The 12,902-nt window shown below is 62.7% G+C and carries 12 protein-coding genes; 9 read left to right on the top strand and 3 right to left on the bottom strand.

Annotation, left to right across the window (positions count from 1 at the left end; genetic code table 11):
- Nucleotides 1–10: 10 nt before the first annotated feature.
- The 8 genes from KP001_RS10535 (at nt 11) to hypE (ending at nt 8,604) form a co-directional block, all read left to right on the top strand.
- Entirely contained in the window at nt 11–1,690 is a 1,680-nt protein-coding gene (locus tag KP001_RS10535; RefSeq protein ID WP_217289456.1) for a nickel-dependent hydrogenase large subunit, read from the top strand.
- Between the two features lie 286 nt (nt 1,691–1,976).
- Nucleotides 1,977–2,462 carry a HyaD/HybD family hydrogenase maturation endopeptidase gene (locus KP001_RS10530; RefSeq protein WP_217289455.1) on the top strand — a complete coding sequence of 162 codons (486 nt, stop codon included), beginning with the start codon at nt 1,977–1,979 and terminating at the stop codon, nt 2,460–2,462.
- Between the two features lie 219 nt (nt 2,463–2,681).
- Entirely contained in the window at nt 2,682–2,855 is a 174-nt protein-coding gene (locus KP001_RS10525; protein ID WP_217289454.1) for a twin-arginine translocase TatA/TatE family subunit, read from the top strand.
- A gap of 17 nt (nt 2,856–2,872) precedes the next feature.
- Nucleotides 2,873–3,736, top strand: coding sequence for a hydrogenase nickel incorporation protein HypB (gene hypB, locus KP001_RS10520; protein WP_217289453.1), 864 nt, complete (start codon nt 2,873–2,875; stop codon nt 3,734–3,736).
- A 21-nt stretch (nt 3,737–3,757) separates the two neighbouring features.
- Nucleotides 3,758–6,028, top strand: a complete 2,271-nt coding sequence (gene hypF / locus KP001_RS10515; RefSeq protein WP_217289452.1) for a carbamoyltransferase HypF — start codon at nt 3,758–3,760, stop codon at nt 6,026–6,028.
- Between the two features lie 203 nt (nt 6,029–6,231).
- The gene (locus tag KP001_RS10510) at nt 6,232–6,462 is read left to right on the top strand and encodes a HypC/HybG/HupF family hydrogenase formation chaperone (protein ID WP_217289451.1); all 231 of its coding nucleotides are present in this window, start codon (nt 6,232–6,234) and stop codon (nt 6,460–6,462) included.
- Nucleotides 6,459–7,550 (top strand): hydrogenase formation protein HypD, encoded by a 1,092-nt coding sequence (hypD, locus tag KP001_RS10505; RefSeq protein ID WP_217289450.1) that lies wholly within the window; start codon nt 6,459–6,461, stop codon nt 7,548–7,550. Before KP001_RS10510 ends, hypD begins: the two co-directional genes overlap by 4 nt.
- A gap of 43 nt (nt 7,551–7,593) precedes the next feature.
- Complete coding sequence (hypE, locus tag KP001_RS10500) at nt 7,594–8,604, top strand: hydrogenase expression/formation protein HypE (RefSeq protein WP_217289449.1); 1,011 nt, start codon at nt 7,594–7,596, stop codon at nt 8,602–8,604.
- A gap of 57 nt (nt 8,605–8,661) precedes the next feature.
- On the opposite strand, the gene KP001_RS10495 is transcribed toward hypE, so the two are convergent.
- A complete protein-coding gene (locus tag KP001_RS10495; RefSeq protein WP_217289448.1) occupies nt 8,662–8,934 on the bottom strand; it encodes a PilZ domain-containing protein in 273 nt (90 codons plus the stop codon).
- Between the two features lie 198 nt (nt 8,935–9,132).
- On the opposite strand from KP001_RS10495, the gene KP001_RS10490 reads away from it, so the two are divergent.
- Nucleotides 9,133–10,434, top strand: a complete 1,302-nt coding sequence (locus tag KP001_RS10490) for an aspartate aminotransferase family protein (protein WP_217289447.1) — start codon at nt 9,133–9,135, stop codon at nt 10,432–10,434.
- A gap of 54 nt (nt 10,435–10,488) precedes the next feature.
- Here the strand turns inward: KP001_RS10490 and KP001_RS10485 are convergent, their stop codons facing one another.
- Both KP001_RS10485 and KP001_RS10480 read right to left on the bottom strand, forming a co-directional pair.
- Nucleotides 10,489–11,334 (bottom strand): response regulator, encoded by an 846-nt coding sequence (locus tag KP001_RS10485; RefSeq protein WP_217289446.1) that lies wholly within the window; start codon nt 11,332–11,334, stop codon nt 10,489–10,491.
- Nucleotides 11,335–11,468: 134 nt separating this feature from the next.
- The gene (locus tag KP001_RS10480; protein ID WP_217289445.1) at nt 11,469–12,689 is read right to left on the bottom strand and encodes an ammonium transporter; all 1,221 of its coding nucleotides are present in this window, start codon (nt 12,687–12,689) and stop codon (nt 11,469–11,471) included.
- Nucleotides 12,690–12,902 lie beyond the last annotated feature (213 nt).

The following is a 12,902-nucleotide window of genomic DNA, read 5'->3' as shown; positions in this document are numbered from 1 at the left end:
GAGGAAATAAATGTCTAGAATCACGCTTGATCCCATCACCCGAATTGAAGGACATCTGAGGATCGATGTCGAAGCAAACGGCGGCAAGGTCACCAACGCCTGGTCCTCCGCCCAGATGTGGCGCGGCATCGAGGTCATCCTCAAGGGGCGCGCCCCGGAGGACGCCTGGAGCTTCGTGCAGCGTTTCTGCGGCGTCTGCACCACCGTGCACGCCATCTCGTCCATCCGCGCCGTCGAGCACGCCCTCGACGTCGAGGTGCCGCTGAACGCACAGTACATCCGTAACATCATGATCGCCCAGCACTCCGTGCAGGACCACATCGTCCACTTCTACCACCTCTCGGCGCTCGACTGGGTCGACATCGTCTCCGCACTGAAGGCCGATCCCAAGAAGACCGCGCAGATCGCGCAGAGCATCTCCGACTGGCCGGGCAACTCCGAGAAGGAGTTCAAGGCGGTGCAGGACAAGCTGAAGGCGTTCGTTGCCGGCGGCAAGCTCGGCATCTTCGCCACCGGCTACTGGGGCCACCCGGCGATGAAGCTCTCCCCGGAAGTGAACCTGATGGCGGTCGCCCACTACCTGAAGGCCCTCGACTACCAGAGAAAGGCGTCCCAGGCCACCGCGATCCTCGGCGGAAAGAACCCGCACATCCAGAACCTCGTGGTCGGCGGCGTCGCTACCGCGATCAACACCGAGAACATCGCGACCCTCAACATGGAGCGCCTGATTTACCTGCGGACCCTGATGGAAGAGACCCGCGACTTCGTCCAGAAGGTCTACTACCCGGACCTCCTCGCCATCGCCGGCGCCTACAAGGACTGGTTCAAGTACGGCGCGGGCGTCACCAACTACATGGCTGTCCCCGAGTTCCCGGAGGACACCAAGAACACCAAGTTCATGCTGCCGGGCGGCGTGGTCATGGGCGGCAACATCGGCGGCATCAGGATGGTGAAGGATCACCGCGATGACTACCTGATCAAGAACATTAAGGAGAACGTCACCCACGCCTGGTACGAGGGTAACGGCACCCTGCACCCGTGGGACGGCGAGACCAAGCCGGACTACACCGACTTCAAGGAAAACGGCAAGTACTCCTGGTGCAAGGCTCCGACCCTCGACGGCAAGCCGGTCCAGGTCGGCCCGCCGGCACAGATCATGGCCGCCTACGCCGCGGGCAACCCGAAGGTGAAGAAACTCGTCGACGGCGCCGTCTCCACCCTGGGGATCTCCTTGAAGGACATCCACTCCACCATGGGGCGTCTCTTCTGCCGCGGCGCGCGCGCGCACGTCATGGCCGACCTGTCGCTGGATAACCTGGACAAGCTGATCGCCAACATCGCGTCCGGCGACCAGACCTACGCGAACCACACCGTGATCCCGAAAGGCGAGTACAGGGGCGTCGGCTTCCACGAAGCACCGCGCGGCACCCTCTCCCACTGGATCGTGATCAAGAACAAGAAGATCGAGAACTACCAGGCCGTCGTTCCCTCCACCTGGAACGCGGCGCCCAGAAACGACAAGGGTGAGCTCGGTCCGTACGAGGCATCGCTGGTCGGCAACCCGATCGCGGACGCCAGCAAGCCGCTGGAGGTGCTCCGTACCATCCACTCCTTCGACCCGTGCATCGCCTGCGCCGTCCACACCGTTGACCCGGAAGGTGCCGAGATCACCAAGGTGAAGGTACTGTAGCAAGGCAGGGACTAGGGGCTGGGAACTAGGGGCTGGCAAAAGCCGCCTCTAGCTCCTGGACCTGTTCCGAATCAGGGCCGGGACTGGAAGAACAGCGGTTGGAGATGTTTGGGTTGGGGGCGGCAAAGATTCGGCAATCCGAAGGGCTATAGGGGCGTGCAGCAGCGAAAAAAGCTTGTGCCGCCGCCGGTACTCGTTTAATTTATAGCCTGGTTTTGCTAGCCCCCAGTCCCTAGTCCCTAGCCCCTGGTTTTCCCCCCGGCCTTTCTTTTTTTCTGGAGGTTACATGCAGGTCCTTATCTATGGAGCCGGCAACCTGATCCTCTCCGACGAGGGGTTCGGCGTCCATTTCGTCAGACATTTAGAGCAGCACTACCAGATACCGGACAACGTCGAACTCTACGACGGCGGGACCCTCGGCATCATGGTGCATTTCAAGTTCGAGGAGGCCGACAAGGTCATCCTGGTGGACGTGGTGCAGGCCAAGGGGGAGCCGGGGGACATCTTCCGCTACGAGCGCGAAGACATCATGCTGAAAAACATCCCGGTCAAGATGTCGCCGCACCAGATCGGGTTGCAGGAGATGCTCTTGATCTCCGAGATGCGCGACGCACCGAAACCCGACCTCACCTTCTTCGGTATCGTGGCGAAGTCGCTCGACCCGGGCGACCAGCTCACCCCGCCGCTTCAGGCCGGGCTCGAGAAGGTGGCGGCGCTGGTCGTCGAGGAGCTGGCCAAGGTCGGCGTGGAACTGAAGAGAAAGAGTGATTAAGGGATGATCTTCCCCTAGTCCCTCTCCTTCCGGGAGAGGGTGCCCGAAGGGGGGGGAGGGCTCTGCCGGCTGCGGCCATTTGCCCTGTGCCAACGCCCTCACCCTGACCCTCTCCCAGGGGGAGAGGGGATGTGGATGTATGTTGCGGAAGATCATGGCTAATCAGGAAAGACAAACGCCTGATCCGGTCAGCGGGTAGGCGATGAAAAGGAGAACGACATGTTTGGATTTGGTTTGCCCGAGTTGTGCATCGTAGCCGTCATCCTCTTGGTGGTGGCCGGTCCCAGCAAACTGCCGCAGTTCGGCCAGGCGCTGGGGAGCAGCATCAGGGGCTTCAAGAAGGCCATGAACGGCGAGGACGTGGTCCAGATCAACGAGAAGAAGCAAGATTAGCCGGAGGTTGAACCGATATGTGCGTAGACTGCGGCTGCGGCCCGAAACACGACCACGAACATGATCATGATCACGACCACGACCACGACCATCACGGACACGACCATGGGCACCACCACGGTCACGACCACCATCACGGGCATGACCATGACCATGGCCATCACCACGGCGAGGGGCATAAGCACCACCATCACCACGAGCATCCCGGCGAGGAGCAGCCTGCCAGGAAGGTGTTGATCGAGACCGACATACTCGCCAAGAACAACAGGATGGCGTCGGGTAACCGTGCATTGTTCCGCGAGAAGGGGCTGTTCGTGCTGAACCTCGTTTCCTCTCCCGGTTCGGGCAAGACCACCATCCTGGAGCGGACGCTGAAGGACCTGGCCGACATCTGCCGCTGCGCGGTGGTCGAGGGGGACCAGCAGACCGACAACGACGCCATGCGCATCGCCGCGACCGGCGTCCCGGTGAAGCAGGTGAACACCGGGGCGGGGTGCCACCTCGACGCGCACATGGTGCTGCACGCCACGGAGAGCTTCGACCTGGACAACCTGGACCTGCTCCTGATCGAGAACGTCGGCAACCTCGTGTGCCCCGCCTCCTTCGACCTGGGCGAGCACCACAAGGTGGTGGTGCTGAGCGTGACCGAAGGGGAAGACAAGCCGCTCAAGTACCCGCAGATGTTTCACGCTGCGGACATCATGCTGCTCAACAAGGTCGACCTGCTCCCTTACCTCGACTTCGACGTCGAGAAGTGCAAGGAGATGGCGCGCCGGGTCTCCCCGGGCATCCATATTCTTGAGGTCTCCAGCAAGACCGGCCAGGGAATGGACGAGTGGTACGCCTGGCTCAAGAAAGGGATGGAGCGGTCCAAGGCCTAGTCCGGACCTTTCGGTAACGAGATGACCTCACGCGAGCGCGCCAGCCTGGAGATCGACGGTATCGTGCAGGGGGTGGGTTTCCGCCCCTTCGTGTACCGTCTCGCCCTGCGTTTCGGGCTTTCCGGCTGGGTGCGCAACACCGGGAAAGGCGTGCAGATCGAGGCCGAGGGAGAGGGGGATGACCTGCTTCTCTTCAGCCACGCTTTGCGTGAGGAGGCGCCCCCGCTGGCAGTGATCGGGTCCCTCAAGTTCGAGAAGATCGCGCCGGCCGGTGGCGAGGGCTTCGTCATCCTGGACAGCGCCAAGGCGGGGAAGGGGGGCGAGATAGCCCCCGACTGTGACGTTTGCGACGACTGTCTTGCCGAACTCTTCGACCCCGGTAACCGCCGTTACCTCTACCCGTTCATCAACTGCACCAACTGCGGCCCGCGCTACTCGATCATCACCGGTATCCCCTACGACCGCCCCGCCACCACCATGGCCGGCTTCGCCATGTGCGACGACTGCCTGGCCGAGTATCACGATCCCCTGGACCGCCGCTTCCATGCCCAGCCTAATGCCTGCCCCGTCTGCGGGCCGCGCCTGAACCTTGTGGACCGTGATGGCGCCGCTGTCGCCGGGGATCCCCTGGGACAGGCGCTCGCCGCGCTTTGCGAGGGACGTGTCGTCGCGGTGAAGGGGGTGGGGGGGTACCATCTCGCCGTCGATGCCTGCAGCGAGGCGGCGGTGGGGCTCTTGCGCCGGCGCAAGAAGCGCGACGAGAAACCCTTCGCCATGCTGGCCGCCGACCTCGACTCCGTGCGCCGCTTCGTCCACTGCTCCGAACTGGAGGCAAGGCTTCTGTCCGGCGTGGAACGTCCCATCGTGTTGATGAGGAAGCTGCCGCAGACACCGGTAGCGGAGCTGGTCGCCCCGGGCAACTGCTGGTTCGGCTTCATGCTCCCGGGGAACCCGCTGCAACACCTGCTGGCGCGCGGCTTCGGCGGCCCGCTGGTGATGACGAGCGGCAACCTCTCCGATGAGCCGATCGCCTATCGTGATGATGAGGCGCTTGCGATGCTCTCGGGGATCGCTGACCTGTTCATGACCAACGACCGCGAGATCCACACCCGGACCGACGATTCGGTGATCCGCCTGTACCGGGGCGAGCCGCTCTTTTTGCGTCGCTCGCGCGGCTACGTGCCGCGTGCGCTGGCACTTCCGGGCGAGCAGACCAGCGTGCTGGCGCTCGGGGCGGAGCTGAAGGCCACCCTCTGCCTTACCCGCGGCGCACAAGGATTCCTGAGCCAGCACATCGGTGATCTGAAGAACGCTGCGACCATGACCTCGCTGGAGGATAGTGCGGGGCACCTGCAGCGCCTTCTGGAAATCACCCCGGAAGTGATCGCCCACGACCTGCACCCGGATTACCTCTCCACGGTGTACGGCCAGGGCCTGGGGCTCCCCTGCGTCGCGGTGCAGCACCACCACGCCCACATGGCTTCCTGCATGGCCGAGAACGGCCTGGACGGAGAGGCTATCGGGGTGATCCTTGACGGGACCGGCTACGGCAGCGACGGCACTATCTGGGGAGGTGAGTTCCTGGTGGGCGGCTACCAAGGCTTTGAACGGCGCGGCCACTTCGCTCAACTGCGTATGCCTGGCGGCGATGCGGCGGTGAAGGAGCCGTACCGCATGGCGCTTTCGGCGCTGTACCAGGTGCATGGCGCTGAGCTGTTCAGTCAGCCGCTGGCCGTCTGCGAACAGGTGCAGGTCTCCGACCGGCCGCTCTTTTTGAAGATGCTGGAGAAGGGAATCAACGCCCCGCTCACCTCGAGTTGCGGCAGGCTTTTCGATGCTGTATCGGCGCTCCTTTCGGTGCGGCACCGGATCAGCTACGAAGGGCAGGCCGCCATCGAGCTGGAGGCGCTGGCGGAGACGGGGAGCGCGAGCGAGCCGTACCCGTACCTGGTGGCAGGGGAGGCGGGATGTGTGCTGGACTTCGGGCCGGCCATCGCCGCCATCTGCGCCGACCTTGCCGCGGGGAGAGGCCGCGCCGACATCGCCCGCGCTTTCCATCGCACCGTTGCCGCCGGGATTGTGGATGTCTGTGGGCGGATCAGAACGGCAAGCGGGCTGGGGCGGGTGGTCCTGTCGGGCGGGGTGTTCCAGAACCGCCTCTTGACAGAGGATGTAGCCGGGCAGCTTGCGGCCGGCGATTTCAATGTTTATTGCCACCGGCTGGTGCCCCCGAACGACGGGGGGGTGGCCCTTGGGCAGGCGGTCATCGCCGCTAGGATTTTTCGGGAATAAAACGATAGGGGCTGTAGGGGCAAATAATCATTTGCCCAGCCGCCCGTGCCTGACCTCCGTAGATGCCGACAGAGGTCCAGGTGCCACCAAGGGGGGCGAATAATTATTCGCCCCTACAGACACACGCTCCCCTCCCTTGACGGGAGGGGGGATCTACAACGATATTTTGCCGGTTCAGCCATTTGCAAAAAAGGAGTCTGAAGATGTGCGTAGGTGTACCGATGCAGGTGATCAGCATTGACGGCGATTTCGCCATGACCGAGATCGACGGCGTGAAGCGCGAGGCAAGCCTCATGATGCTGGACCAGGAGATTAAGGTCGGCGATTTCGTCATCGTTCACGCCGGCTTCGCTATCTCCAAGCTGGACGAGGAAGATGCCAAAGCCACGCTGGAACTGATGCGTGAAGTTTACTCGCCGGAGTTGATGGGATGAACTACTCGGACAGCTTTCGCGACAAGGAATTGGTGCAGGGGCTGGCACGGCGCATCGCCGGGATGACCAAGGGCTTGAGCAAGCCCCTGGTCTTCATGGAAGTCTGCGGCACGCACACCATGGCGATCTACCAGTTCGGCCTGAGAAGCCTCCTCCCGCCGGAGGTGAAACTCATCTCCGGCCCGGGGTGCCCGGTCTGCGTCACCCCGAACAGCTACCTGGACCGCGCCATCGCCCTGTGCCGTCTCCCCGACGTGATCATCACCAGCTTCGGCGACATGCTCCGCGTGCCCGGTTCCAGCTCGTCTCTCATGGAAGAGCGGGCCAAGGGGGCTGACATCCGCGTGGTGTACTCGCCTCTGGATGCCGTGCAACTCGCCGCCAAGAACCCGGCCAAGCGCGTGGTGTTCCTCGGTGTCGGCTTCGAGACCACTGCCCCGACCGTCGCCGGTAGCATCCTGGCGGCCAAGGCGCAGGGGGTGAGCAACTACTTCGTGCTCGCCTCGCACAAGACCATGCCGCAGCCGATGGCCATCCTCTCCGCCGATCCTGATTTGCAGGTTGACGGCTACATCTGCCCGGCTCACGTCAGCGCCATCATCGGTGCCGACGCCTACCGTTTCCTGTGCGAGGAGTACAAGGTCCCCTGCGTGGTGACCGGTTTCGAGCCGACCGACGTGCTGCAGGGCGTGGAACTGCTGGTGCGCCAGGCGCTGGCAGGCGAGAGCAAGGTGGAGATCCAGTACTCGCGCGTGGTGCGCTGGGAAGGAAACGCCAAGGCGCAGGCGATGCTGGCCGACGTCTTCACCCCCTTTGACGCCCCGTGGCGCGGCATCGGCGTGCTCCCCGGCAGCGGCCTGAGGATCGCCGACAAGTATGCCGGCTTCGACGCGGAGCTGGCCATCCCGGTGCAGGTGGAGGAGCTCAAGGAGCACAAGGGGTGCCTGTGCGGCGAGATACTGAAGGGGAAGGTTTCCCCCTTCGACTGCCCCCTCTTCGGCGGCAAGTGCACCCCCGAGTCCCCGGTTGGCGCCTGCATGGTCTCCTCCGAGGGGACCTGCGCGGCCGCCTTCAAGTACGGGCGCTAGAAAATTTCAAGTCAGACCTGTCAGACAAAGAAAGGAGAACCCCTTGAATAACGACCTCATCCTCCTGGGCCACGGCAGCGGCGGGAGGCTTTCGCACCAGCTCCTCGATGAGCTGATCATCCCGCAGCTCTCCAGCGTGCCGGTGGCCGGGCAAAACGACGCCGCCCTCCTCAACATCGGCGGCATCAAGCTTGCCTTCAGCACCGACTCCTACGTGGTCGACCCGGTCTTCTTCCCCGGCGGCAACATCGGCGACCTCGCCATCAACGGCACCGTCAACGACCTTGCCATGATGGGGGCGCGCCCCTTGTGCCTCTCGGTCGGCTTCATCCTGGAGGAGGGTTTTTCCAAGGCCGAACTTTCCAGGATCCTCGCCTCGATGCGCGAAGCGGCGGACGCCGCCGGGGTCGCCATCGTCACCGGCGACACCAAGGTGGTACCGAAAGGGAAGGGGGACCGCATCTTCATCAACACCTCGGGGATCGGGGCCGTAGAGCACAACCTGCAGATCGACGGCGCCTCGGCATGCGTGGGCGACAAGATCATCGTCAACGGCTGTATCGGCGACCACGGCATCGCGGTTCTCTCGGCCCGTGAGGGGCTGGAGATAGACAGCGGCATCCAGACGGATTCGGCCGCGCTGAACGGGATGGTGGCAACCCTCTTGCCGCTGGGCAGCGCGCTGCACGTGCTGCGCGACCCCACCCGAGGCGGCGTGGCAACGACCTTGAAGGAGATAGCCTTGCAGTCCGGCGTGACCATCACCCTGGATGAAAAGAGCCTCCCCATCAACCCGGGGGTCAAGGGGGTATGCTCCATCCTCGGGCTCGACCCGCTCTACGTGGCAAACGAGGGGAAATTGCTGGCATTCGTGGCGCCGGACCGGGCCGAGGAGGCCCTGGCGGTGATGCACCGGCACCCGCTGGGAAAGGACGCCGCCATCATCGGCGAGGTCACCGGGACCTCCGCCGGCAAGGTTCAGATGGAAACCATGGTTGGAGGCGTGAGGGGAGTGGAGATGCTGGCGGGTGAGCAGCTTCCCCGCATCTGTTGAGGTCTTGGACGGCCTCGACCAACTCCCCCTTTGTGGCAGGAATATTTGGGACCCTTCTCAGTCGAGAAGGGTCCTTTCAAATTGAAGTCCCATCCCCTGGTCGGTGATCCTTACCACCTTCGCCTTCAAGTCGCAGAGCACTTGCGGGGTCAGCGTGTGGTAAATGGTCACGGCTACCATATCGTTAAGTTCGAGCTTCCGTGCCACCGTAACGAACACCCCCTTCATACTGAGGTTTTCGACCTCTCCCTCGATGGTGCGATCCCCCTGGTGAATGTTCGCTTTCGCATGTAAGGCCAGTCTGGCGAAGTTTCTTTTTTCCTTGTACATCGCCCCTCCTTTGCGTCTTTCATTGGTTTTTTGACCGGCGGTTTTGGCACAGACGTTAGTGTAGTCTAATCTTTTTCGTTTGCAACAACTGCGAAAAAAGTTCTCCAGCGGGATTAGCGCCCGCCTTGCGCACCCTCATGACTCTGCTATCATCTAGTCTTCATGTGCCGTTGTTAATGATTTGTAAGGGGGTGCACCATGACTGAAGACGACAGGTTGGTTCAAAGGGCATTGGCGGTCATCGCGCCACCGGCGCATCACTACTACCCGATCACCATCGCCCACGGCAGGGGAACCGAGGTCGTATCCAAAGATGGCAGGCGCTTTCTTGACTTCTCCTCCGGGCTCGCGGTGCTGAACCTTGGGCACAACCATCCCAAGGTCATCGAGGCCGTCACCAGTCAGGTGGGCCATTACCTCCATGGCGGCGGCATCTACTACAGCGAAGCGACGGTCGCCGCTGCCGAGGAGCTGACCTCGGTCACGCCCCACGGGCTGGACATGCTTTTCTTCGGCAACTCGGGTGCCGAGGCGGTCGAGGGCGCCTTGAAACTGACGCGGTACACCAGTGGTCGCCAGACCATCATCGCCTGCACAGGCGGCTTCCACGGCCGCACCATGGGTGCCCTGTCCCTTACCAGCAGCTCCTCCGCGTACCGCCGGCGCTACCACCCGCTGCTCCCCTCCGTGTACCACGTCAGCTATCCTGCCTGCTTCATCTGCTCGTGCGGGATGAACGCCGAGGCGTGCGGCGGGAAATGCCTCGAGGAGATCGACCGGCTCTTCCAGCGCCAGGTTCCCCCCGAGGAGGTCGCCGCCATCATCATCGAGCCTTTCCTGGGTGAAGGGGGCTACTACCCGGCACCAAGGACGTACCTGAAAGGGCTACGCAAGATCTGCGACCAGTACGGCATCCTCCTCGTCTTTGACGAGGTGCAGTCCGGAATCGGCCGGACCGGGAAGTGGTTCTGCTGCGAACATGCCGGGGTACAGCCGGACATCATCGTGACCGCCAAAGCGGTGGCTTCGGGTTTGCCGCTGGGGGCGGTGGTGGCTTCCAGAGAGCTCATGTCGAAATGGGACTCCCCCTCCCACGGTTCCACGTTCGGAGGCAATCCCGTCTCCTGCGCGGCAGCGGTCGCGACCCTTCAGGTGATCAAGGAAGAGGGGCTCCTGGAGGCGGCCCGTGTGACTGGCGCCAGGATGATGTCCTACCTGCAGGAGGTGGCCATGCACAACCCGAGCGTCGGCGAGGTCAGGGGAATGGGGTGCATGGTGGGCGTGGAGTTCGTGGACGAGGTGGGTGCTGCTGACGGCAGGCTTTGCCAGAACCTGATCGATGAGTGCCTGGCGAAAGGGTTGATCCTGATCGGCTGCGGCCTGAAACGCAACGTGGTCCGTCTGATACCCCCCCTGAATGTGAGCGATGCGGAACTGAAGGAGGCTTTGGGGATCTTTTCGGACGCGCTGGTCGAGTTGACCAGCAAGAGGAAAGGTTAGGCAGGGCTCCGGCAGCAACCCGAGGCGCTGCCGGGTGCACAGAGTGGATCGCTTTCAGGCCGGGGGAGCGGCCTGGGGCTCACGTCCCTTATCCATGATCTCAAAGGCGCGCTTCACGCGCGACACCACGCGGAGGGTCATGACCGGCTTGGCGATGAAATCGTGGAACCCCGCCTTGAGCGCGCGGTGCTCCTCCTCCGGGGACGCCTTGGAGGTGAGCAGGATCATCGGCGTCCCCGCGCTGGCGGGATTGGCCTTGACGGCACGCATCAAGGCGTAGCCGTCCATCCTCGACGCGCCGGCGTCGCAAAGAATCAGGTCAGGCTTCTGCGAGAAGGCTATCCGTAACCCTTCAACCCCGTCCCGCGCGATGAAAACCTGGTATCCCTCCTTCTTGAGAGCCCCTTCCACATCGCAGTTCACGGCCGCCGGGTCGTCCACCAGCAGGATCTTCATTTGAGCCAGCGCCCGGGCCTGGCGGTAGTACTGCTTCACCGCGTTGCGGATCTCTTCCGGAGTGGCCAACAGCTGGACGATCCGCCGAGAGCTGCAGCGCTCCAGCTGCCCCAGCGCCTCTTTGTCCAGCGGGTCCTCCACCGCGACGATCAGCACGCCGTCCTGCTGCCTGAGCGGAAACACCTGCTTCGCCAGGGCGAGTTCGCCCGGAACCAGGGACAGAAGCTCGGGCGAGAAGTGATCTTGCGGGATTCTCTGCACCGTATCGAGTCCCGACTGCTGGCCCAGCGCCTCGAGCAGTTCCTCATCGGTAATCACCCCCATTTCCAGGAGCACACCGCCAAGCCTCATGCTGCAGCTCTGCTGCCGCGCGAGGGCCCGGTCCAGTGTCTTTACCGTTATGATGCCGGAGCGAACCAGCAACTGTCCCAAGGGTATCTTCATGATAAGGTACGCCTTTTGGTGTAATGAGAATTTGTTAACATCGGAAATAATACATTCTTCACGGAAAATTACAAAATAAAAAAGAGGCCCCGGGTTTCGGGGCCTCTTTTTTTTGCAACTCTCTTTGTCGTGGATCAGCGGATATGCTGCTCCGGGTAAGCGCCGATGCTGTGGATGGAGATGTCCGCGCCGGCGAATTCATCCTCCTGGCTCAGCCTGATCCCCACGGTTTTGGCGAGGATGCCGTAGACCACGAAGCCGTTGACCAGGGCGAAGACGATGGCCGACAGCGAACCCATGAGCTGGGAAACGAAGGTTACGCCCCCCAGGCCGCCCAGCGCCTCGTGTCCGAAGATGCCGGCGGCGATCCCCCCCCAGGAGCCGATCACCCCGTGCAGCGGCCAGACGCCGAGGACGTCGTCTATCTTCAATTTCTCCTGCTCGATGTGGAAGCCGTACACGAAGATGACCGAGGCGATGGCGCCGGTGACGAAGGCGAAGACGGGATGCATGATGTCCGAGCCGGCGCAGACGGCGATGAGGCCGGCGAGTGCGCCGTTGTGCACGAAGCCCGGGTCGTTTCTGCCGGCGATGAGGGCCGCCAGGACCCCGCCCACCATGGCCATCAGGGAGTTGACCGCGACGATGCCGGAGATCTTGTCCAGGTGCCCGGCGCTCATCACGTTGAAGCCGAACCACCCGATAGCGAGGATCCATGAGCCCAGGGCCAGGAAGGGGATGTTGCTGATCGGGATCGGGTGGGACTTCCCTTTGATGTAGCGGGACATGCGAGGCCCGAGGATCAGGACGGCGGGGAGTGCCAGCCAGCCGCCGATGGAGTGCACCACGACGGAACCGGCGTAGTCGTGGAACTCGGCGCCGCCGAACTGCTTGAAGATCCCCTGCAGCGCGGAGCAGTTCTGCCCCCAGATGAGCGATTCGAACAGGGGGTAGGTGAGCCCGGCGAATATGGCGCCCGCCACCACCTGGGGCCAGAACTTGGCGCGCTCGGCGATGCCGCCGGAGATGATGGCCGGGATGCAGGCTGCGAAGCAGAGCAGGAAGAAGTAGTGGGTGATGTCATACCCCTGGTTGGGCCCGAGGAGCTCCTTCACCGGCTTGAGGAAGGTGATGCCGTAGGCGATGGGGAAACCGATGAGGAAGTAGACCACGGTGGATACCGACCAGTCGGTCAGGATTTTCACGAAGGCGTTAACCTGGTTTTTCTGACGTACCGTTCCCACTTCGAGAAAGGCGAATCCGGCGTGCATGGCGAATACCATGACCGCGCCGAGCATCAGGAAAAGTACATCGCTGCTGTTGGCCAGTGTCGTCATCGTCGACATCCCGTTCATTTGCTACCTCCGTTGGTATCTCGCTCCCCGTCGTTGGAGAACGCCACACCCTAGCAAGCACTCTGCCAAGTGGCTATCCCCTTGAAATGACAACGGTGGCCTTTTTTCGCTAATGAGAGTGTCGCTGAGATCTGCACGGAAAACAGGCAGCGATGCCTAAGGCGTGGGCAGGATTTAAAGGTTGACCTGTAAACGGCCAGCAGGTAAATTTGT

The organism is Geomonas subterranea, from assembly GCF_019063845.1.
GTDB classification, from domain to species: Bacteria; Desulfobacterota; Desulfuromonadia; order Geobacterales; family Geobacteraceae; genus Geomonas; species Geomonas subterranea.
This window is presented reverse-complemented; position numbering and strand designations above follow the sequence as displayed.